Below are 21,647 nucleotides of genomic sequence, written 5' to 3'. Positions count from 1 at the left end.
ATCCCATTTTTACATCCAGAGATGAAGATACCAATTCACAATTTCATCCCCCCAAAATAAAGAAATTAGCCCACTGACGCATAAAAATGGACCGAAGGGAATCGTCGTTTCTTTGGATTTATCGTTTAAACGTAAATACAATAGACCAATGATTGTACCACTAATTGAGGAGAGAAGTAGAATCAAAGGTAAAAATACCCAACCAAACCATGCACCAAATGCAGCAAATAATTTAAAATCTCCATGCCCCATACCTATTTTTCCAGTGATTAGATAAAAAATTTTGATAAATAACCATAAGCCAATGTAGGCTCCCGCAGCACTTAGTACTGCTTGGGGCAATGGGGTAAAAAGATTGGCCGTATTTGCAATGAGGCCTACCCAGAGTAAACTTAAAGTTAAATTGTCTGGTAAAATTTGATGATCTAAGTCTATAAAAAACAATGCAATTAATAACCAGATGGCAATCAATGCGTAACCTAATTGTACCGTAAAGCCAAAATGCCAGCTTGCATATAAAGAAAGCAGCATAGTGCACAATTCGATAAAGGGGTAGCGCATGGAAATAGCGCTATTGCAATGGAAACATCGACCCCTCAAAAAAACATAACTTAGAATAGGGATATTTTGCCACGCTTTTACCATTTTCTTGCATGAAGGACAAAAAGATCTTGGGAAAAATAAATTAATGGGTTTGTCCTCTTCCTCTTTAAGACCTATTAGTTCGTTGTATTGCTGTTTCCACTCCCTTTCCATCATGATAGGTAGACGGTAAATTATTACATTAAGCAGACTGCCTATAGCAAGTGAAAATACCGCAATTACAACATACAAAAACCAGGTATGGTTTTGAATTAGGTCATAAATCATTGATTGAATCCCACTCAATATTACAAATAAAATAAGATTTTATATTGCTTGTCCCATTTTGAAGATTGGCAAGTACATGGCCACGACAAGTGTACCGACTAACCCCCCCAATACAACCATGATGACTGGTTCCAATAATGCGCTGAGAGAATCAACAGCATTATCCACATCTTCTTCGTAAAAATCGGCCACTTTTCCTAACATTTTTTCTAAAGCACCGGATTCCTCCCCAATGGCAACCATTTGGATGACCATATTTGGAAATAATTTGGTGTTTTCCATTGCTTTATTCATTTGTTGTCCTGTGGATACTTCCTCTCTGATATTATCGGTTGCTTTTGCAAAAATAATATTTCCCGTTGCTCCTGCTACCGATTTTAGCGCTTCAACCAAAGGTAAACCTGCTGCAAAGGTTATTGATAACGTTCTTGAAAATCGGGCAATTGCAGCTTTCTCCATGATTGAACCTATCACAGGAAGTTTTAACATGGTCCTATCAACAGTTTGGGCAAAATTAGCCGAGTGTTTCAATGCATAGATAAAAGCGTAAACGCCACCCGCTAGCGCTCCAAAAACAATATACCAATAAGATTGAAAAAATTTGGACATGCTTACAACTGCTTGAGTCAAAGCAGGTAAATCGGCACCAAAGCCTTTAAATAAAGATTCAAATTGTGGGACAACAAACATAAGTAATCCTGTACTCACAATCAAAGCAACCACCAGAATTGCTATAGGGTAGGTTAATGCTTTCTTGATTTTCTTTCTTATAGTCTCAATTTTTTCTTTATATGTGGCAATTTTGTCCAACATGATGTCAAGAGCACCTGATTTTTCACCAGCCTCTACCAAGTTACAAAATAACTCATTGAAATGGGCAGGATGTTTTTTCAATGTTTCTGAAAGGGTTAAACCTGTTTCCACATCATGTTTGATGCTGTCGATTAAATCTTTCATTTTTTTATTGGATTGACCTTTTGAAACAATATCGAAAGCTTGTATTAGAGGTATTCCTGAGTCGATCATTGTTGCTAATTGACGGCTAAATACAGTGATATCGACAGATTTTATTTTTTTGCTTTTAAAATTTAAAAATGAAGCGCGCTTTTTAGCTATTTTGCTTACAATGATTCCTTGTCTTCTCAATTCCACTTTGGCAAGAGCAAGACTTCGTGCTTCAATATCCCCATTTACTTTTTGAGCGGCTTTATTGACGCCTGTATAATGAAAAGTTAACGTGGTATTGGCATTTTTTTTCATATTCCATCATTTAGTCAACGGTTACCCGATTAACTTCCTCAATAGTTGTAATCCCTTGTTTTGCCTTTTCAAGGCCGGATTGATAAATCGTGATCATACCTTCCTCTTGGGCAATTCTTAAAAGATCCAATGAATTCCCTCCTGACATAATGACTTGCCCAAGTTTTTTTGTCATCGGCAAAACTTCAAACAATCCTATTCTACCTCGGTATCCATTGGTACATTTAACACATCCTACTGCTTTATATAATTGAATGTCATCTAGATCGGATTCTGCGAAGCCTAACTCTAATAAACCGGGTTTATTAAAGTCATCTCTTAAGGTTTTACAATGATCACATAGTTTTCGTGCCAAACGTTGTGCGATAATAAGTGTGACAGAACTGGCAACATTAAAAGTTGCAATACCCATGTTGACTAAACGATTCAATGTTTCCGCAGCACTATTGGTATGGAGTGTTGAAAGTACCAAATGTCCTGTCTGTGCCGCTTTTACTGCGATTTCAGCAGTTTCCAAATCACGTATTTCACCCACCATGATAATATCTGGGTCTTGTCTTAAAAAGGCGCGTAAAGCATTGGAAAATGTCAATCCTGCTTTGAGATTGATATTGACCTGATTAATCCCGGGTACTTTAATCTCAACAGGATCTTCAGCGGTTGAAATATTTACTTCTTTGGTATTTAGAATATTTAATGCAGTATATAAAGTAACGGTTTTACCACTTCCTGTTGGTCCCGTCACTAATATCATTCCTTGAGGCCGTTCAATGGCTTCTAAAAAGTGTTCTTTTTGTTTGGCACTAAATCCTAAAGCCTCAATACCGAGTTTTGCAGAACCAGGGTCTAATATCCGCATCACAACCTTCTCTCCTGAGGTAGTGGGGCAGGTACTAACGCGAAAGTCTATGGATCGCGTCTTTGATATTCCCATTTTAAAACCACCATCTTGTGGTACCCGTCTTTCTGAAATGTCCAAGCTGGACATAATTTTAATGCGTGCAGTAATGCGTGAGGATAAGCTCGAGGGGGGATTAGCTATCTCGTGTAAAATACCGTCTTGTCGGTATCTAATTCGATACTCCTTATCATATGGTTCAAAATGTATGTCGGAAGCACCTTGCTTGATGGCATCTAGAAGTATCTTATTGACAAATTTAACAATAGGGGCATCTTCAGTGATTGAAGTTGCAAGTGCTGCATCAGGCTCTTCTTCTTCATTGATGATAATCCCATCAAACTCATTGCTGTCTCCTACAAACTCAGATAATCCCTGGTTTTCCTTCACTGTCAGTAAGTGATCAATTAATTTACTCAGCTTATCTGCTTCAACAACGATGGCATGAGTGTTCAATCCTGTATGGAATTGAATCTCTTTTAAAGAAGCCTGCTTGCTTGGATCCTCAGTTGCCAAGTACAGATTATTCCCACGATAAAATAAAGGGACCATTGAGTGACGCCGAATAAGTTTTTCATTAACCAAGCTTGTGGGAATGGAGTCAATGTCAATACAGTCCAAATCCAGCATAGGCACACCAAAATTATGTGCTGCAGTGAGCGCAATCTGGGTTGCGGCGAGTATATTATTTTTTACTAGATATTGAACTAAAGAAATTCTTTCTGCAGAAGCGTTTTTACTATACTCAACAGCTTGAGGTTTATCCAAAAGCTTTTCGAGAACAAATAGTTGTCCTATTCCATGTAATTTAAATTGATCGCTTCCTAACATAAGTTCCATTAAGCTTTTATAATTATTCTAAATATAGTTAATCCATTTAATAAAATCACGTGTTTCAAATATATCTTGTCTCTTTGGCGGGTTGGAAATGTGTAAGACAACATATAAATTTTTTTATTGCGGAATTGTTACAACATTTATAAACAGAATGGATTGTATGTCTATGAAACTCGTTGTATTGTAGTTTAATCTAGGATTAACTATTTGAAAAGGCATTATTTTGTTAATTGAACGACAATTAAAACAATATCGCGCCCTTAATAAATGGTTTCAATCACCTTTAGGCCTTTTTGCTGCTCATGAATTTTTAGTAAACCTTGATCCAGAAGCAGAATACTTACATGGCGAAACTTTATTACAATTAGGCAATTGTGGGGATAATCTCTGGTTAAAAAAATTTAATCACATCCATAAATGGATTGCATCCCCTTTTTCGTTAGCCCATAAAATCCAAATTAAATGTGCTTTAAATCATCTTCCCTTCGATAGAAATAGTGTAGATTGTATTATCGCACCTCTGACACTTGAGCCTTTTACTCATAGTTTTAATCTGATTGACGAAATTGATCGTGTCCTGAATCCCATGGGTTTTATCATCCTGATGAGCATTAATCCATGGAGTCTTTGGGGTGGGGCAATGAAATTGGGCTTATTGCACTGCTATAGTGACCAAAAAATAAGAATGCATTCTCCCTTCAATATCAACAGAATTTTCTTGCAAAGAGGCTATAGACAATATTCTCTTAGTAATTTTTGTTATATCCCGCCGGTAAATAATGCCTCATTAATTAAAAAATTTACCTTTCTTGATGAGATTGGCAAGATGCTTTGGCCTTTCCCTTCCGGATTCTACTGCTATATCGCTCAAAAATATCAAATGGTTGAACCTAATTTGAAATTGAGCTCAGATAAATCCATTAAAGATTACGAGGCCCCCTTACAGCCCGTGATTTTTTCTTCCCAAAGCAAATAAGTAATTCATTTTTTGAAAATATTATTTTTTGGGTTCCATATCGAAAGGTGTTGGACTTTTCATTACAGTTAAAGAAGCAGTGTCTTCTTCTGTAGGCGCAGAGGATTGGATTCGCTGGTTCACTGCTTTATCAAATGTAGATAAACCTTCCATTAAATCTTTTTGGGCTGGACTGCCAAATTGTTCTTGGTTGATACCATCTTTAATCTGGGACTGGATTGTTTTTTGGCTGCCTTCATAAAGTTGTCCATTTCCAGGAGAAAATACATATTCATCATTCGAGCTAAATGCAATGTCATTTACTGTAGACGCCGTAATAGGAGATAATGAACCGCAGCAAAATTTGAGGCAATTCATTTGTTGCTGCTCATAAAATTTCTTCTTTTGTTCCTCACTAAGGAAAGAAAGAATAGGAGGAAATTCCAGGAGCAAAGCATTCCTTTGCATTTTCATTGTTTCATTATCTTCTGAATCAAGACATTCTGCTCTAAAATTTGCAACCAGTTCGGAATCATTTTTACCTGGGACCAGATTTTGAAAATATATCATGGAACTAGGAGTTGGGGTGGGGATCGTCTGTTCCTGTTTATTTTCTGACATAATATGTTCCTCTTAAATAATTAGGTAATTTTTCAAGGGAGATGTATGCCAACTCACCTAATAGTAAAAGATTAGCATCTATGTCATAAATTGCGAATTCAATCTCTTACGATAATTTAATTTGAATAGATGCCCTTTGTTTTTGTATACTTTGCTCTGCCATACAAACAGGTAATTTTATGACTAAAAAAACGATTTTCAGAATCACTTTTGCCAATCAAGAAGCAATTTACGAAGTTTATGCGCGATCAGTTAAAGAAAGCGACATTTTTGGATTTCTCGAAGTAGAAGAGTTGGTATTTGGTGAACAAACAGCATTGGTGGTTGACCCTTCTGAAGAACGATTAAAACTTGAGTTTAATGGTGTCAAACGTACCTTTATTCCCATGCATTCAATTTTTCGCATTGATGAAGTAACAAAACAAGGAACAGCAAAAGTAAAGGATAATCCAGGCTACGGAGGTAAGATTAGCCCTTTTCCTGGAACAGGAAAAATAAAAGATTAAATGAATGTTTCCCTATAACATACCTTCTATCCTGAGGAACAACAATGACAATTCCAAATAAAATCAAAGAAGTTTATGAAAAATCGACTTGTTTGTATACAACAAATGAAGTCGAAGCTGCTCTTGATCGAATGGCGATTAATATCCATAAAGAATTACAAGATCAAAATCCAGTCCTTGTTTGCGTTATGGTAGGAGGATTAGTGCTTTTAGGGAATTTATTACCCCGCTTAGATTTCCCTCTGGAAGTAGATTACGTCCATGCAACTCGCTATAGAGGGGATATAAAAGGAGGCAATATTGTATGGAAGGTTAAGCCATCTGCAAATTTGAAAGGAAGAACCGTTCTTGTGGTTGATGATATTCTTGATGGCGGTGTCACCTTAGCGGCAATTATTGAGGAAATAAAAACCTTAGGCGCTGAAAAGGTATATAGTGCAGTTTTGGTAGATAAATACAGGAAACGTGTGACGGATGGATTACAAAAGGCTGATTTTGTAGGATTACAGGTGGAAGATCATTATATATTTGGCTATGGAATGGACTACAATGAGTATCTTAGAAATGCACCCGGTATTTTTGTAGTTCATCCGGAGCACGAATAATTAAATAATTAATGCGGACATTTGAAGTACGAATGTCCGTATATTCATTATAAGGACCAATCAGAAACAGGAGTTTCTGAATATTGATTTACAATATATTGTTCCAAAAGGCCATTAAAATCATTAGCATGTTTTGAAAGAAACTTTTCTTGCCAAATACTACCATTTTGATTTTTATCGAGTCTTTGTTTAATTATATTTAAATAAAAATTGGCATCCATAGTATTGATTCCCATAATTTCTAGACCTCTAAAGGCAAGTGGTATGAAACTTTTTAAAAGATCAAGCGCTTTAATATGTCCATTAATCCATTTTAGGTTTGCATTCAAACCATCATGAGCAGCAGCATAGAAATTTTTAATTAAGAATTCTCGTGGGATTGAATGAGTCAAAGAAGGGGACTTATTTGCAAAATAATAGGTTATTCCGTAAAAAAAAGCAGCATTTGCAATCATATCTACCACCGTAGGACCCGTGGATAACACACGGTGTTCTATTCTAAGATAGGGTTCATTATCTTCATTAAAAGCTAAAATGGGTCGATTCCATCGAAAAACACAACTGTTTTGACAGCGAACGTGAAACATCGTATCAACAGGTTCTTCCTGAGCCGCAAGTGGCAATAGATGAGGGAAGTTAATATTCTTTTCGAACATAGGAAAAAGACTGTTTTGAAGATAATCAGGTTCAAAAAAAACAGTTTTTTGAAAGGGGGCAGGGAATGAGTAAAGTTGTTCAAAAATACCAATTCTTGTTTCACTCCATACATGCTTACCACAAAAATAAGGGGAATTACTGCTAAGCGCTAATAAAGGAGCTGATAAGATTTGAACCAAATTATAATACTCAAGTATCTGGTTAAAGGGAACTTCTAAATGAAGTTGGAAAGAACAAATTAAACCTTCCATAGCTAAAGATTCTGGAAATAAAACCAGATCTTCCCCTTTACCATTGATATGGACACATAAAGGAAGATTTTTACGATACTTTCCTACCAGCTCATTCATTAACATAAAAATATTTTTAGGTGTGATATAAAACAGTTTAAAACAAGAATGATCATTCTGAGGCATAGAGCCTATTAGGGCTAAATGATGTTGGCTTTGACGGGCTATTTCACAGCAGTTATTCCAAATCGTTGAAATACTTTGATGGAGGGAAGACAAAAAATTATCTTCCAAAGAAAAAACAGGGGTATTAATTTCTAATTGAGCAGTACCTGCTTCCCTCACCAGTTTTTGATTTTCTAATTTTTGTGTGAAAAAGAGATTATGAGGTGATAATTGATAGTTTTCATCTAAAATAAGGAATTCAATTTCAGCACCTGCTTTCATATTTTGAGATTTAAAATATTTTTTATGAAACCATTCTTTTAAAAGCTGAGTTTCAGCAATTAGATATTTTTCAAATAATTCACAATCAATTGTATATTTTTCAAATTCTTTGATATGCATAATCAAAACCTTATCCCGACTAAATCTCTTTTAATAAAATACTTAAATCCGATTCAATCATGAAACTGTGGTTTACCGGAATAATTTGCCATTTAAATCCTGTGGGAGATAGTTTTTCCGAGGCGATAATAATGTGATTGTAACCCTTCTCTTTTGTGTTTTTTTTCGGTAGGTGATCTCCCAAGGAATAATACATGGTTTCTGGTTTACATTGAGGCGAAGTACAGTAACGAAAAGCCACAATACGTTTCCCATCGGTGACACAGATGTTGAAATAACTGATTCCTTTTTTATGGTAGGTTTTGACCAACCTGTCAATGGTACTTAATGTTTTATATAAAATATCATGGATATCCGTGGCCTTTTTAATCTTCACATTTTTTGAAAACTGCAGGAATAATCCAAAAATCAATTCCGAATCGGTGCTTCCTTTTAACCAGTTATAGATGTCATCATCCAACATATTATGAATTTGACGTTTGATTTGAGTGAAGTAGGGAATCCACCCATTATGCATAAATAACCAGTTTTTATAGATAAAAGGATGACAATTGTATTGAGAGATTCCTCCTGTACTGGCTGCACGGATATGAGCAAAAAATAAATGTGCTCGAGTATTTTTAGATAAATACGCGAGATTTTGATCATTCCAGGCGGGGTACAGTGAAGTAAACAAAGCAGCTGTTTTATTAAAAGGAGTGTACCATCCTAGTCCAAATCCATCTCCGTTAGTTGGTGTACGGGATTCACGGGCAAGGAGACTTTGTTTTATGAGCGAATTGGTAGGTTTTTCCAATAAATCCGCTAATAAAATTTCTTTTTTTCCTATGTAAGCTACGAATCGACACATATTATTTGTCCTTATTCAGTGTTTAAAACGATTCATATCATTTATTTCATTGTAGGAAGAAAAAATTGAAATATTCAAGGATAATGTTCAAATTGGCGATTAAACATCTTATATATTTCAAATGAAACTTCGAATTTATATTAATTACAGTCATTTTTTCTATTAAAATACTGTCGCTTGAGACTTTTTACACAGGATAATCTTATGAAATTGGCTTTTTTTATTAGCAGTGCAGGAGATACGGATTTGGCACTGAATACAATTAAAAGGATAGAAACAAAAGGGGAGCATGAAATTATACTCATTCCCTTAACAAAAACAGCTCAAGGACGGATTGTCAATTTTAATTCGATTCTAAAGATGACAAAAATTCCTTTACCAGAGTTGCTTCATACTGAGAATCAATATCCTGATATCTCTTGTAGTGAGGATCAGATCGGCCTAATCACTGAGTATTTAAAGAAAGAGAAGGTGGATCAAGTATACTGTGGTGTCCCTTCTATCAGTAGCAATATCCCTTTTCAAATTGCTGGTTCGCTTGAAGATCTTCCGGTACTTATCGCTTATGAATTTATGTATCAGCCCGAAAATCATGATTTATGGCACCATCTACCCATTTTAAAAAATAAATCAAATATTAAATGGGCTTTACCATTAAAAACGGCCGTACATGATTTCGGAATTGAGGATGAAAATAAATTACATATTATTGGTCATCTAAGTATTGATAATGCAATTTCTTCTATCTCAGCAATTAACAGTAGTGAAGATGAGTGTGAAAAAGTTCAAGAAAAGATAGAAAAAACCCAGAAAAGTTTGCTCATAGCAGAAGGTAATTCGTTTGCGTTCGTAAGCAGTACCACCCAGCCGATAGCTATTGATTGTACTTTTTTAAATTGTGTTCTCGAGCAGCTTCCTAAACATCCGAATATTGAAGTGCGTCTTGGGCTGCATCCTGGTATTGAAAATCTAGACAGCTATTTAATTGAGATTCTGAAGATTTATAAAAAACACCAGAATCAATGCCAGAATCAATTCAAAATTATTTTAACAGACAGTTTATTCTCAAAACTTAAAAACCCAGAATTAACTGTTAATTCTCTAGAATTTACGCAAGTATTTATCAGGACCAATGTCAACGGCGATGATGCAGCAGCAGCTGCAGATCGAATCGCACAAGCAGTCCCTGGTGCTTCACCAAATAAAGGGGTCATGGAAGGAAAAACCGCTTATACACACTTTGGTATCACTTATCTTCCAAAAAAATATTTTGCAAATAATCTAGAGACCTTTTTTAGTGGGACGCGAGAGCAAGCCCGCAGTAAAAAGGAGTTGGGATTGGATGATAAGACTGCCCCTGAGCATTGTGCCGAGCTATTATTAAAATCGTGAGTACCTATAATAGGAAAGTGTTAAGATGACCTGGTTATTTTCAACCAGGTATACTTTTCTAAACAGCATCACTACCAAATCTTGAAAATGGAACGCCCATTTAATGGAAAATACACGTTTTTTCATCTTCTTTATGCGAACTGGAGCCTTGCATCAATGGCGTTGTACCAAAAAAGGTTTGCTGCATTGGAAGAGGCGGATCAAGCTTCCTCTTCTCTAACCCCTTTTTTGCCATATTTCTCACATCATTCGTAATTGCGTGAGCACTCAGAAACTCCAGTTGATTTAACATTATTTGTTGCCGTTTCTCATCGTGTTTATCCCATCCGTTGAATTTTTCAGTTAAGTTGGCAGCCACAGTGGGATTAATTTTTTCCAATTTTAAAATCATATTGGCGATAAATTGGTACCCTTTTCCTGATATCGCATGAAATCCATAAGGATTTTTAATGAATGTTCCTAATAAAGCATATACTTTATTTGGGTTGGATAAGTCAAAAGCAGGGTGTAATACTAATTTTTCTACTCTAGCTATTACGTTGTGAGTATGTGCCCCTGCCTGAATATTAAACCAATAGTTCACGGCACCAGGATCAGCTTGCCAATATTCATAAAATTGTTCCAATAGTTTGGTTGAGTGGCTGCTGTTATTATTCAATAACAAGCTGAGCGCATAGATGCAGTCAGTCATATTTTTACCCAAAGAATCATTAAATTGGACAATCAATAGCTGCTCTGTCTTTTCAGGTTGTATGGAAAATAAGTAAGAATGGCAAACATGCTTCAATCGTCTTAATCCAGCGGATACAATATCAAATGAGGTAAAGGGTGAGTTTATGGATGATGCAGCCTTTTTCATGTGATCATAAGTCCTTACTATGTCTTCTTTAAGTTCTTTTGCTATTTGGTATTGAATCAATTGGCGCGCTTGGGCTATTTTTTCAAAATCTTGATTTTGCATACTTGAAAATAGTGATTCTTCTGAGGGTATATCGATTAGATCAGATAAGATCCAATCATTCAAGGAGTTATTTTTATCATGTAAGAGTTTTCGATAAGCTGAAATAAATTCGGGGCTCAGAGTAAGGGAATGACCGGAACAATAATCGTTTACCATTGAAGTCAACAGTTTAGTGGCTGCTTCACATCTGTTATATATATTGCTGTCATACTGCATTAACCTCAATAGTTGCTCTGGGTTTTGATTATTTTCTAGATTTACTGGGGCGGAAAAACTGCGTAATAAAGAGGGTGTAGGGGCTGAATTGATATGATTAAAGTGATATTCCATTTCTGGTTTATCTACAATAATCATAGTTTCTTCTATTATTTCTTGCCCTTGATCATTAAGCAAACCAACAACTATAGGTATCGGTCTTCCTTTTCCATCTTTGATTTTAAATTGTAAGGTATACCTTTTTGTTGCTACATCATATTGGTCAGTCACCGTTACTTGAGGGATACCAGACTCAGTAAACCAGTATAAAAAAGAACTCATGTCTTTTCCTGTGGAGGTGCTTAATGAAACCAACACATCTTCTAAGGTCACTGCATGCCCATCATTATTTTTTAGAAATGCGGACATCTCTTGATAAAAAGTCTTTTCTCCCAGATAGAGCATCATCATGCGAAAAATGTCAGCGCTTTTTTCATAAGCAGCTGCAGTATAAAGACTTCGGACATTTGTATAGGTATTTTGGCGTGGCGCGCGTTCATCAAGATTTTTCCCATCAAGCATGCGGATTAAATCAGTACCAAATAAACGTTCGCGGAACATCGCTGCCCTAAATGTAGTGAGTCCTTCTTTAAAAGGTAGGTTAAACCACTCCCGGATTGTTACCCGATCACCAGACCAATAATGGAAGTATTCATGTGCAACAACTTCTAAGACTCGCAGAAAATCTACATCGGTGCGAGTTTCTGGTGTTGCAAATAAATTGGCAGTATTAAATAGATTTAAGCCGGTCGGTTCAGAAGCGCCGGATGCATATTTATCAACACCTGCTACCATGTGCTGTGGTAACTCACAATCAAGATCAAAGACCTCCTCATCCCAGCGCATGGCTTCTTTTAATACTTCTTTTGCAAAATCACATTTTGAAGTCGCTGAGGGAGGTACATAAAATTCAATGGGTAATTGACGGTCGTTACGTGTTTTAAAGTAAGTTACTGATTTTTGCAGTTTACCTGCTACCAAAGCAAAAAGATAACTCGGCTTAGGGACATTATCGAACCAGGTAACAGAATGTAATCCTTCATCTAAATCTTTTTTAACAATGAGGGAACCATTGGAAAGTAATACTGGATAATCTTCTTTTTTTGCAATGATAGTGGTTTTGTATGTTGCGAGATTATCTGGCCTGTCATGACAGTAAAGAACACGTCGAAGACCTTCAGTTTCTGCTTTAACAAGTATGACTCCCTCCGTTTCATATAAGCCGAATAGATCCGTGTTCTCTCCCAAATAGGTCTTTGTTTCGAGAGTAAAAGTTCTACCTTGAGGGATATTTTTGATGATTAATGAATCTTTGATTATTTCATATTCTTCTGGGGAGAGCTCCTTTCCATCCAGAAAAATGGATTCCACAAGCATGTTTTCACCATCTAGTTCCAAATCCAAGGAGTAACTTTTTGCTTTGGGATTCGGTTCAATTGTCAATACTGCTTTAGATTGAACCGGTTTTTTTGAAAGATTGAGCTCTAAATCAATGTGTTTTATCAGATAATCAAGAACTTTATAATCGTTTAACCGAAAAAATCCAGAATGGTTTTTCATGAAAACTCCCTAATTCATGAGTATTAAGGAGCAACAATATAAGATTGAACAATTTATTTCAACTGAAATGACTCACTTAATGGGCCAATGTGTTTTCTAGTATTTTTTCAGAAGACGCAGTTGCTTTATTCGTTTCATCACTAATAAAACTGAATAAACGATGAGAAGAAAAAGATGTTTGAGTGAAGGGATTTTTCTCTGCATCCCAGACTGGGAATGAAGTCATATCATGAAAATAACAGAGCGTCGGTTGAGCTATTTTTATTGGCAATTGGGTATTCCCAATGACAGTATTTAACTCTTTGGTAATATCAATTTTTAACTCCTCTGGAATCTGGGTATTCGGGATTGAATAAGCGAGTGTCATATGAAAAACTTTAGGGATGGTTTTTTCAATATTTAATGATTCTGCAGTTTCTTTAATATGTATTATTTGCTGTTGGGGTAAATGTAACGTTAAAGAAATTGACCAACCAATGCGCACTTCCATTCTTTCAATAGAAGGATATATCGGTTTTTTTTGTAAAACCTGATTCATATTCTTATAACGAGATAAGTTGTCATTGATGAACTGAGTCCAGTCCGAGCCAATTTGTTGTTCCGTTTCTAAGCTCATGGTGGTCATATGGTAACTGTCAGCAGGAAGAGGAGCAAAATAATTCAGAAGTGATGGGTTTTTTACTAATGCTTTATAAATGGTCTCACAAAATTCTTTTTGTTCAGGGTAGCATGCCGAGATGACCGTAACTCCTGGGAATGGAATATATTCTCCATACTCATTTACTTTTTTTAATTGTAGTGGCTGATCATTTTCTCTTTTGACTGTAAACATTTTTATTAATTAAAAGGACATAAATGAAACAAAGAATACCATGAATCGTAACTGATGCAAAAGGACGCTTCTATTTTCATCTATAATGACTTATATACAGGTCTAACCAGTTTATTGGATTAGCCATTAAAGTAAGGTTTGTCATGAAAGCGAGAAAAACGGATCCTCATCATGATTTAGAGAAGAAAAGAATTGATGCACTTCATACATTAAAAATTATGGATACAGATCCAGAAGAAAGTTATGAACGATTGGTCCGATTAGCAATTGATTTGTTTAATATTCCAATTTGTTTTATATCATTTCTTAATGAAGAAAGACAGTGGTTTAAAGCACTGCATGGATTAAATTTAAAACAAATACCACGAAGTATCTCATTTTGTAATGAAACCATTAAAAAGCAAGATCCTTTAATTATTAACGACTTACTTGATGACAAACGGTTTGCCAACAACCCTTTTGTGCTACAAGATCCTTTTTTACGGTTCTATGCAGGCGTACCTTTGACTGATTCGCAAGGATATAATGTTGGAACTTTTTGTCTGGCAGATACTTCGCCAAAAGAGCTTGATTCGAAACAACTGGAACTTTTGCAAAGTCTTGCCAATATCGTGAAGGATGAGCTTACTCTTCGTAAGACAAACATATTATTGCAAAAAGTCCAAAAACAACTAGAGATGCGCAATAAGCTCATTCGTAAAGTATTCAGTTTTTATATGTCTGATGAAGTAATCAACACCATTCTTAAATCTCCCACACTCCAAAAATTAGGCGGTTATGAAAATAAAATTACCATTATGTTTGGCGATTTAAGAAATTTTACCCCTTTATCTGAATCCATTCCGGGAGAAACATTGGTTTCTCTTTTAAATACTTACTTCAGTAAAATGGTTCCTGTTATCGAAAAGCATCATGGAATCGTGGATGCATATATTGGTGATGCAATTATGGTTATTTTTGGTGCGCCTTTTTCATCAGGCGATGATTCCCTACGAGCAGTAGCTTGTGCTCTGGAAATGCAAGAAGTATTAATAAAATTGAATGAAACAAACAGTAAGATAAGTTTACCACATATCGACATGGGTGTCGGTATTAATACTGGGTGCGCTGTTGTTGGTAATATTGGATCCAAAAAAAGAATGCAATACAGTGCTATAGGGGCATCAGTTAATTTATCTTCACGAATCCAAGATCTAAGTCTTGGAGGGCAAATTTTAATTTCTGAATCCACTTATGAGGAAGTTAAAAACAAAATTGAAATAAACGGTCATTTACGTGTAAAAGTCAAAGGGGTCCAATCACCTATAACCATTTATGATGTCGCACGAATAAAATCAAATAAGAAAAAAAATATTTAAGCTGAAAGAGATAACAATCCCATTCTTTCCCTGAATGGGGTTACTTTGGACGTCTGACCAATCAATGAGGCTTGTTTTGGACTAGCATTCGATTCGTGAATGCAATAGCTAAAGCAGAAACAAGTAAGGTTAGATGAATAATTACTTGCCACATCACTGAATAGTTACTCAACTTATTCGGATCAATAAAAGTTCTTAACAAGTGAATTGAGGATATCCCAATGAGTGATAGAGCCAGTTTTACTTTCATTGCACCTGCATCTAAATGATCAAGCCATTCTGGCTGATCGGGATGTGAATCGAGAGCAAGGGGAGAGATAAATGTTTCATAACCTCCCATGACAACCATGATCAAAAGATTTGCAATCATCACCACATCAATTAAATCCAATACACCCAACATGATTAGCGTATCATTGATGTTATTCAGGTGAATCACTAACTCATACAATTCATGCATAAAGCGATAAACATAAACTGCCAATATTAAAATGAGACCTAAATAGAGAGGAAGCTGTAACCATCTCCCCATAAAAATAAAACGACTAATGTTCTTTTTTAAACTATTCATGAAAAATACACCGGTACAAATTGAGACAACAGTTTTTTTACTCCGGGTATGCAGTTCACTCATTTTTATTTGAGACAATCTGTTCTACCCAGACTATTATTTAAACTACATTTAAGCAAAATTCAATATTATGGCGTCTCTGTGACTGTGATAATCGAAGAGGCACCAAATGATTTTGTATTAGGATTGTACATTGCTTCAGCAAAAGCAGGTGGAACAATGTATTTTCCTATATTGACCGCTTTAATTTTATAAACGATTTCTTTTGCTGCAGACTCCACACCACCAAAAAAATTGACCCTATCTTCACGAACGTCAACATAATCCATAGGATTATTTTTTAAAGAATCAGCCACTACTTCAAATCCACCAGGCAACAGATCTTCAATTGCAATGTTGGATAAGTAATCATGACCTAATGCGCGAATTTGAATATGGACTTCAATTTCACTTCCAAGAGTAGTTGAATTAAGGACATTCCCTTTTGCATCTTTATATTCCCTAAAAATTTCTAATCCCTGTTTTATAGGGGCATGTGGGAGTTCTTGATTGAAACCTGATTGCAGGAGTTGATAGAAAAATGTTTGTTTATTGGGATTATTAAAGCGTATTTTTAATACATCAGGATCAAGATTAATTTTTTGATAATCTGGATTATCTGAGGGAACGTTCACTTCCTTATTATTAACTATAATTTTTGTCATGGATAAAGCCGAGGTTTGGCCATTGGGATGGTAAGCTCCTAAAGCCAAGCTGGTAAACCCTGACAAGACTGTATTGATTTCGTCATTATTCATCGCCTGAGTTAAACGATTTACCAGCGCATCACCTACTTGAGGCAGTAAGTTAGGGAAGTGTTTGGCAACAAGATACAAATATTGAGCATCCGCAATTGCACTGTTATAAAAATCAGTCACATAAGCTTGATTACTTTGAGGCTTGTACAAACCAATTAATTGATTGGCTTCATCATGGCTTTGTAGCAGTTGATATGATGCAGCAATGTAGGCTGTCATGATATCTGTTTGCCAATCTTTGGTTTTATCCTTTTCCAGGTACAATTGAAGATTAGCGAGAAAGTTTGTAGTGACTATCTCATTACGGGTTAAAATATAGATGGCATAAGCTTGAATTCTTGCAGAGTCCTTATCCGAGGCATTTTGGCTAGCCAAAGTTTTAAGGTAATTTATACCATTAAAAAATAAATCGGAGGGAATATTAAACCCTTGGCTTTTCGCTTCCGTTAAGAAATGCATCGCGTAAACTGAAGCAAAATCGTTTCCTTGGTTGTCATTCAATCCAGGCCAATAACTAAACCCACCATGAGACATTTGGCGCTGACTTAACATTTGAACTACATCATTTACTTTTTCCTGGACTTTTTGGGTTTCCTCACTAAACCCAGCTTGATTGTTCATAGCCAACAAGGGGAGTGCTTTACTGGTTAACTGCTCGGTACATCCATATGGATAATTATCAAGATACCGTTGCAAACCAAAAATGAGAATCATGGGACTGGTCGATAATGTTGCGTTTACATTCCGATGTTCGGGATATAAGGTTTGCATTATATTTAAGGTTTTTTGCAAATCATTTGATTTACCACTGTTGATATAGGTGCTAAGAGGCATGGCCGGTCGGACACTAAGCGTCGCATTCATGGAACTTGATTTATTATTCATACTGGTTTTGAAGTTTAATTTCGCAGCTCCTAAAACAGATTTGGCTTTGATTTTAAAATGAACTGTTTGTTCACGACCTTCGGCAATTTCCAGCGTTTGTATGGGTGAACTAATAATTTCGATTTCAGGGGAAGCAGTCAATGCAACCTGGATCAAAGCATGTGCACCAGAGCCTTTAATGTTATTCGCAATAGATGATGAAATTTCGAATTCATCCCCTGGTGCAACAAAAGTAGGGACATTGGGATTAATAATAAAGTCTCCGCGAATTTCGGCTGATGTCTCATTTGATCCAACTGAATCAGAAGATACGGCTACTGCCATGACTCGTAGAGAGCCATTAAAATAATCAGGAATTTGGTACACCAATTGATGCGGGTTGGAATCGGTATCAATGATCCCTGACCAATAAGCAACAGGCTGGTCTGTTTTTCGCTTAAAAGGGTTTAAACGGCTGGCCATGCCTTCTTCACCATTGTCTCCTCCCACTGCAGAAAGTTCTCGATCTTGAATAAATTTAGGCATAATTTGATCCATAGTTTGCTGGGTCAATACTTCAAGAGCATGTTTTTGAAAGAAAAATGATAATGGATCCGGCGTTTCATATCGTGCAACTTGTAATATGCCCTCATCTACTGCGAATACTATTATTTTTCCTGGTTTATTTGTTTGATAATCTATGGTGAAAGGCTCACCAGGACGTGAAATTTTTGCACTTTTGAGATCTATCTTTATATCATGATTATCATGGTTCACTGTAAAAGGTACCACGCTATAACTTAGTGGGCTTATGAATATTTCGGGTGAATTCCAATCCCGGATAAAAGCAACATTGATGTAGCCATCTCCTTGAAAATCTGCAGGGATATGGATGGTCTGCACTGAATTCGTCGTATTCGTTTTAAACCATTGCGCTGCATAAACTTTGTCACGTTCTATAGTGATTAAGCCTGAACCCGTATAAGGTGCAGTAATTTGTATTTCAATGTTGTCATTAGATTGGTATTCAGTTTTATTAAGTTTGATGGACAATTCGGCATTTTTAGCCAAAGGCTGTTGACTCGCTCCTACAATACTAAACTTTAGTTGGTTAAGTACTGTATTGTCTTTATCAAGAATGCTTAAAGAAAAGTTGCCTATTTGTTGTGTGGGTAATTCAAAATTTGTGCCTTGTTCTGAAATATTGAATGGAATAGTGCTCACAATTGTCGATTGTATAACAGACTGATATTGATAGGTACCATCTGCTTTCTTAACTAAAGTTGTCACGGGATGTAGTGAAACCAACTGTATTTTTAAATCCTTCAGTTCTTTTTTATTTAATTCAGGATTTATAGCAATATAATTCACACTTCTTGAACTATTTTGCTTAATAAAAGATAAGTCTCCATCTGTTTTGTATCCTACAAAATAGGGTAGAGGACTTATCAAAGTTTTCGTCTGACTGGTAACACTACGACCACCTTCCGATTCAAAACCTTCAGCAAAAAACGTTAACTGATAAGTCGCTTTTTCAAAGCGCTCAAGGTTTAAATCAACTTCGGCTTCACCTTTATCATTTGTTTTAGTGTCATTTAATGTTTCAGTGAACACCTTAGGAGGTTTTTTAGGATCTAATAAAGGATCAACAAACACGTAATCTGGGTAAGAATCAAATTCAATTTTTTGAGGCACTAATAAAATTTTGGAACTGACCTTTCTATCCGCAGCAGGAGCACCGTATAAATTCCAAAGATTAACTTCACCCTTCAATCCTTGAGGTGAACTCCAACCAGCAAAAGGTTTTGGAGATAACCTGGTGGTAATTTTCATACGGTCAGGTAAAAATTCTGAGACACGAATAGTGGTTGAACCTAGTAAATTTTGAGGGTATCCATCCTTGACCAGATATAAATTGATCATATACTGCCCCGTTGGTGAGCTCGAATTTGTTCTAAAATCGAGTTCCATATAGCCTAAATCATTCAAAGTTATTTTTTCATCTTTGATTGTCGTTCCTCTTGAATCGACCACTGTCGCCTGAAGTGGTAATCCTCCTGGCTGAGGCTGTGCATAAGCCTGTTTGACTATCATCCCTACATGTACGGCATCTCCAGGCCTGTAAATACCTCTATCCGAGAATAGATAAGCGCTTAAGCTATGGGCGTCTTGAGTGTTAGTATAGAGGCCACCTATGTCAAATTTTGAAAAATTAAGTTGACGATTGTTATTATTAAAGGGAATAAATGAAATATCGTTGTTCAATTGAGCCAAATAAACAGTAGGCTCTCTGTCATCAACAAAGTCTTTCAAAGAAGGGAAATTTACTCGTCCTTGAGCATCACTGATACGGGATAATATAGGTAAACCATTTTTACCTAAAATAGTCACTGTTGCATTAGCGACTGGAGTTCCTTGGGTAATTGAATTTAGAAATACATCATGGCCGCCATCTTGATTGTCTTTAACGAGCAATGCCAAATCCGTAATTAATACCATCCGTGAAGCTTTCACATCTAAAGCGGTTTTATTTGTAGTATCCCAACCTGTAGCCTGTAACAAAAATAAACCTTGTGGGCCCAGATTATTTGCACTCATGCTTAAATACTTGCTAAAGTCGAGTGCGGTATATTGTTGTTTCCCCAAGTCAGAGGTATCAAATTCCTGTATCTCTGAAGATATTTGGCTGATATTTTGTTGGTTAAATGAAGGGTTAATAAAATAGGGATTATTGAAATCTCCCTGAGTTTGCGTGACCAATTGATTGATGTTCTCTGGCAATACACGCGCAAAATCAAATTTGACCGCAGGTACGCCTCGTACGAGTACTGAAAGCTTCTTTTCTCCACTTAATGCCAATAAGGACCCTTTATGTAGGAAGCTGATTTCTTGAGGAATGGCAGGGACGGGAATAACCGCTTCATATCCGTTCCCTAAAGTAAAATCACCAAAACCTTTCATGCCTTTGTCAATCTTAATGTAGATATAGCGAGGGGCATCTGCTTTGAATTTAAAACTATGCAGTGAGGAATAGTTTTGCTCTGTAGGAATGACTTCTTTTTGCATAGGGCTGGCTAGAGAAAGAATCGCTTTAGTGACTTCCCCCGGATTTTGCCAGGAATAATTTTCCTTTGCTGCTTCTGAAGTTGTTGCAGGTCTATCTTTAGGCAATAAATAAACATGGACTGATTTATTAAATTCTTTTTCATTAACTCCTAATGAGGTTTCAACGGTGAGGACTTGTTCGGGCCTGTCTTTTTCATTACGCACAATAGAAGCAGAGGCGGAAATAATTTTTAGAAAATCTTGTGCGCTAGGTATTAATAAATTTTTGGATAATTCCTTTTGCAAATAGGCTGTTTCGGTAGAGGAACTCACATTTTTATTTAGTGTGAGCCTTAAATATCGAGCTACCTCATTTATTTTTATATTGTCAGAATGAAGGTATGCAATTCGTTTGTTTTTATCGTAAGTAAAATGAAAAGGAAGCTTCTCACCTGCGCCTGATTTGGTTTGGTAAGCCAAAATAGTATTTTTTTCCAGATTTTGAGGGTTAACGGGATAATTAAATTCAATTGTCGCGACAGCGTTTCTTGTTTCAACATGTACAGGATCTTGATACAGTTTGAATTCTGTAATGGTTCCACTAAAGGGGTGAGTCGTAAAGGAGTACGTATGACTGTCCATATTGGCAGTAGGTGCAAAAAAATCAGGTGTAAAATGAATTGTAAATTTTTGTCCCGCTGGCCAGTCTTCAGAAGGAGTAAAAACCAATTGGCTGTCTGTATTCCAGGTCCAGGAACCAGGAATTTGAGGCGACATTTCTATTCCTGATGTGATTGTTTTGCCGATTTGGTTAAGCGGGGCGACGGATTGATTGATGAACCCGTTGTTTTTTATTCCAAAATCCAAAATTAAATTATTCGGGATTAATTGTTCTTCAGAATTGGGCGTTATATCGGGAACTGTGATTTGAGCTGTAGTATAAATTGGTTTTGGTAAATTGTTATACCAATAAAGAGAATAACCCACTGCACATAGAATGAGAACAATGATTAGGCTACTTCCCCAAAATAATTTGGGAGAGGTTTTTGATTTGGTTCCCAAATAGTTAATCCATGGTGGGCTGCGCCAATTTAATTTTCCAAAAACAGATGAAAATGCCTTTTTGAATGGAGACAGTGGATTTTTATTCATCATT

At 36.1% G+C, this 21,647-nt stretch carries 15 protein-coding genes; 5 read left to right on the top strand and 10 right to left on the bottom strand.

Annotated elements, in window-relative coordinates; all coding sequences use genetic code 11:
- Positions 1-9: 9 nt before the first annotated feature.
- From BU07_RS0110370 to pilB, 3 genes are read right to left on the bottom strand one after another with little or no spacing between them, the layout of a single operon-like run.
- Positions 10-870, bottom strand: a complete 861-nt coding sequence (locus tag BU07_RS0110370; RefSeq protein ID WP_031565802.1) for a prepilin peptidase — start codon at positions 868-870, stop codon at positions 10-12.
- 39 nt (positions 871-909) lie between these two features.
- Complete coding sequence (locus BU07_RS0110365; RefSeq protein WP_031565801.1) at positions 910-2,130, bottom strand: type II secretion system F family protein; 1,221 nt, start codon at positions 2,128-2,130, stop codon at positions 910-912.
- 10 nt (positions 2,131-2,140) lie between these two features.
- Positions 2,141-3,859 (bottom strand): type IV-A pilus assembly ATPase PilB, encoded by a 1,719-nt coding sequence (gene pilB, locus BU07_RS0110360; RefSeq protein ID WP_031565800.1) that lies wholly within the window; start codon positions 3,857-3,859, stop codon positions 2,141-2,143.
- Between the two features lie 229 nt (positions 3,860-4,088).
- Here pilB and BU07_RS0110355 point away from each other — a divergent pair, with 229 nt between their 5' ends.
- Positions 4,089-4,841, top strand: a complete 753-nt coding sequence (locus tag BU07_RS0110355) for a methyltransferase domain-containing protein (protein ID WP_031565799.1) — start codon at positions 4,089-4,091, stop codon at positions 4,839-4,841.
- Positions 4,842-4,862: 21 nt separating this feature from the next.
- Here BU07_RS0110355 and BU07_RS0110350 read toward each other — a convergent pair whose 3' ends face one another.
- Complete coding sequence (locus BU07_RS0110350) at positions 4,863-5,441, bottom strand: hypothetical protein (RefSeq protein ID WP_031565798.1); 579 nt, start codon at positions 5,439-5,441, stop codon at positions 4,863-4,865.
- 179 nt (positions 5,442-5,620) lie between these two features.
- On the opposite strand from BU07_RS0110350, the gene BU07_RS0110345 reads away from it, so the two are divergent.
- Together BU07_RS0110345 and BU07_RS0110340 are read left to right on the top strand one after the other, a co-directional pair.
- The gene (locus BU07_RS0110345) at positions 5,621-5,947 is read left to right on the top strand and encodes a DUF1820 family protein (RefSeq protein WP_031565796.1); all 327 of its coding nucleotides are present in this window, start codon (positions 5,621-5,623) and stop codon (positions 5,945-5,947) included.
- 44 nt (positions 5,948-5,991) lie between these two features.
- On the top strand, positions 5,992-6,552 hold the full coding sequence (locus BU07_RS0110340) for a hypoxanthine-guanine phosphoribosyltransferase (RefSeq protein ID WP_031565795.1): 561 nt from the start codon (positions 5,992-5,994) through the stop codon (positions 6,550-6,552).
- A gap of 47 nt (positions 6,553-6,599) precedes the next feature.
- Here the strand turns inward: BU07_RS0110340 and BU07_RS0110335 are convergent, their stop codons facing one another.
- On the bottom strand, positions 6,600-8,006 hold the full coding sequence (locus BU07_RS0110335; protein ID WP_031565793.1) for a glutamate-cysteine ligase family protein: 1,407 nt from the start codon (positions 8,004-8,006) through the stop codon (positions 6,600-6,602).
- A 19-nt stretch (positions 8,007-8,025) separates the two neighbouring features.
- The gene (locus tag BU07_RS0110330; protein ID WP_031565791.1) at positions 8,026-8,856 is read right to left on the bottom strand and encodes a class II glutamine amidotransferase; all 831 of its coding nucleotides are present in this window, start codon (positions 8,854-8,856) and stop codon (positions 8,026-8,028) included.
- 204 nt (positions 8,857-9,060) lie between these two features.
- On the opposite strand from BU07_RS0110330, the gene BU07_RS0110325 reads away from it, so the two are divergent.
- Complete coding sequence (locus BU07_RS0110325) at positions 9,061-10,248, top strand: hypothetical protein (RefSeq protein ID WP_031565789.1); 1,188 nt, start codon at positions 9,061-9,063, stop codon at positions 10,246-10,248.
- A 100-nt stretch (positions 10,249-10,348) separates the two neighbouring features.
- On the opposite strand, the gene pepN is transcribed toward BU07_RS0110325, so the two are convergent.
- Both pepN and BU07_RS0110315 read right to left on the bottom strand, forming a co-directional pair.
- Positions 10,349-13,024, bottom strand: coding sequence for an aminopeptidase N (gene pepN / locus BU07_RS0110320; RefSeq protein ID WP_031565786.1), 2,676 nt, complete (start codon positions 13,022-13,024; stop codon positions 10,349-10,351).
- A 76-nt stretch (positions 13,025-13,100) separates the two neighbouring features.
- Complete coding sequence (locus tag BU07_RS0110315) at positions 13,101-13,856, bottom strand: DUF1868 domain-containing protein (RefSeq protein WP_051635533.1); 756 nt, start codon at positions 13,854-13,856, stop codon at positions 13,101-13,103.
- A gap of 143 nt (positions 13,857-13,999) precedes the next feature.
- Between BU07_RS0110315 and BU07_RS0110310 the strand changes: the two genes are divergently transcribed.
- Positions 14,000-15,214 carry an adenylate/guanylate cyclase domain-containing protein gene (locus BU07_RS0110310; RefSeq protein WP_031565783.1) on the top strand — a complete coding sequence of 405 codons (1,215 nt, stop codon included), beginning with the start codon at positions 14,000-14,002 and terminating at the stop codon, positions 15,212-15,214.
- A 61-nt stretch (positions 15,215-15,275) separates the two neighbouring features.
- On the opposite strand, the gene BU07_RS0110305 is transcribed toward BU07_RS0110310, so the two are convergent.
- On the bottom strand, positions 15,276-15,785 hold the full coding sequence (locus BU07_RS0110305; RefSeq protein ID WP_031565781.1) for a TIGR00645 family protein: 510 nt from the start codon (positions 15,783-15,785) through the stop codon (positions 15,276-15,278).
- A gap of 128 nt (positions 15,786-15,913) precedes the next feature.
- Positions 15,914-21,643 carry an alpha-2-macroglobulin gene (locus BU07_RS0110300; RefSeq protein ID WP_031565779.1) on the bottom strand — a complete coding sequence of 1,910 codons (5,730 nt, stop codon included), beginning with the start codon at positions 21,641-21,643 and terminating at the stop codon, positions 15,914-15,916.
- Positions 21,644-21,647: the final 4 nt, after the last annotated feature.

It is taken from the genome of Legionella wadsworthii DSM 21896 = ATCC 33877, from assembly GCF_000701265.1.
GTDB lineage: Bacteria > Pseudomonadota > Gammaproteobacteria > Legionellales > Legionellaceae > Legionella > Legionella wadsworthii.
Note: the sequence above shows the minus strand (reverse complement) of the source record. Positions and strands in the feature narration are given on the sequence as shown.

Coding starts and splice junctions, on each gene's coding strand:
- BU07_RS0110370 (WP_031565802.1), bottom strand. CDS start 870: ATGATTTATGACCTAATTCAAAACCATACCTGGTTTTTGTATGTTGTA.
- BU07_RS0110365 (WP_031565801.1), bottom strand. CDS start 2,130: ATGAAAAAAAATGCCAATACCACGTTAACTTTTCATTATACAGGCGTC.
- pilB (WP_031565800.1), bottom strand. CDS start 3,859: ATGTTAGGAAGCGATCAATTTAAATTACATGGAATAGGACAACTATTT.
- BU07_RS0110350 (WP_031565798.1), bottom strand. CDS start 5,441: ATGTCAGAAAATAAACAGGAACAGACGATCCCCACCCCAACTCCTAGT.
- BU07_RS0110345 (WP_031565796.1), top strand. CDS start 5,621: ATGACTAAAAAAACGATTTTCAGAATCACTTTTGCCAATCAAGAAGCA.
- BU07_RS0110340 (WP_031565795.1), top strand. CDS start 5,992: ATGACAATTCCAAATAAAATCAAAGAAGTTTATGAAAAATCGACTTGT.
- BU07_RS0110335 (WP_031565793.1), bottom strand. CDS start 8,006: ATGCATATCAAAGAATTTGAAAAATATACAATTGATTGTGAATTATTT.
- BU07_RS0110330 (WP_031565791.1), bottom strand. CDS start 8,856: ATGTGTCGATTCGTAGCTTACATAGGAAAAAAAGAAATTTTATTAGCG.
- BU07_RS0110325 (WP_031565789.1), top strand. CDS start 9,061: ATGAAATTGGCTTTTTTTATTAGCAGTGCAGGAGATACGGATTTGGCA.
- pepN (WP_031565786.1), bottom strand. CDS start 13,024: ATGAAAAACCATTCTGGATTTTTTCGGTTAAACGATTATAAAGTTCTT.
- BU07_RS0110315 (WP_051635533.1), bottom strand. CDS start 13,856: ATGTTTACAGTCAAAAGAGAAAATGATCAGCCACTACAATTAAAAAAA.
- BU07_RS0110310 (WP_031565783.1), top strand. CDS start 14,000: ATGAAAGCGAGAAAAACGGATCCTCATCATGATTTAGAGAAGAAAAGA.
- BU07_RS0110305 (WP_031565781.1), bottom strand. CDS start 15,785: ATGAATAGTTTAAAAAAGAACATTAGTCGTTTTATTTTTATGGGGAGA.
- BU07_RS0110300 (WP_031565779.1), bottom strand. CDS start 21,643: ATGAATAAAAATCCACTGTCTCCATTCAAAAAGGCATTTTCATCTGTT.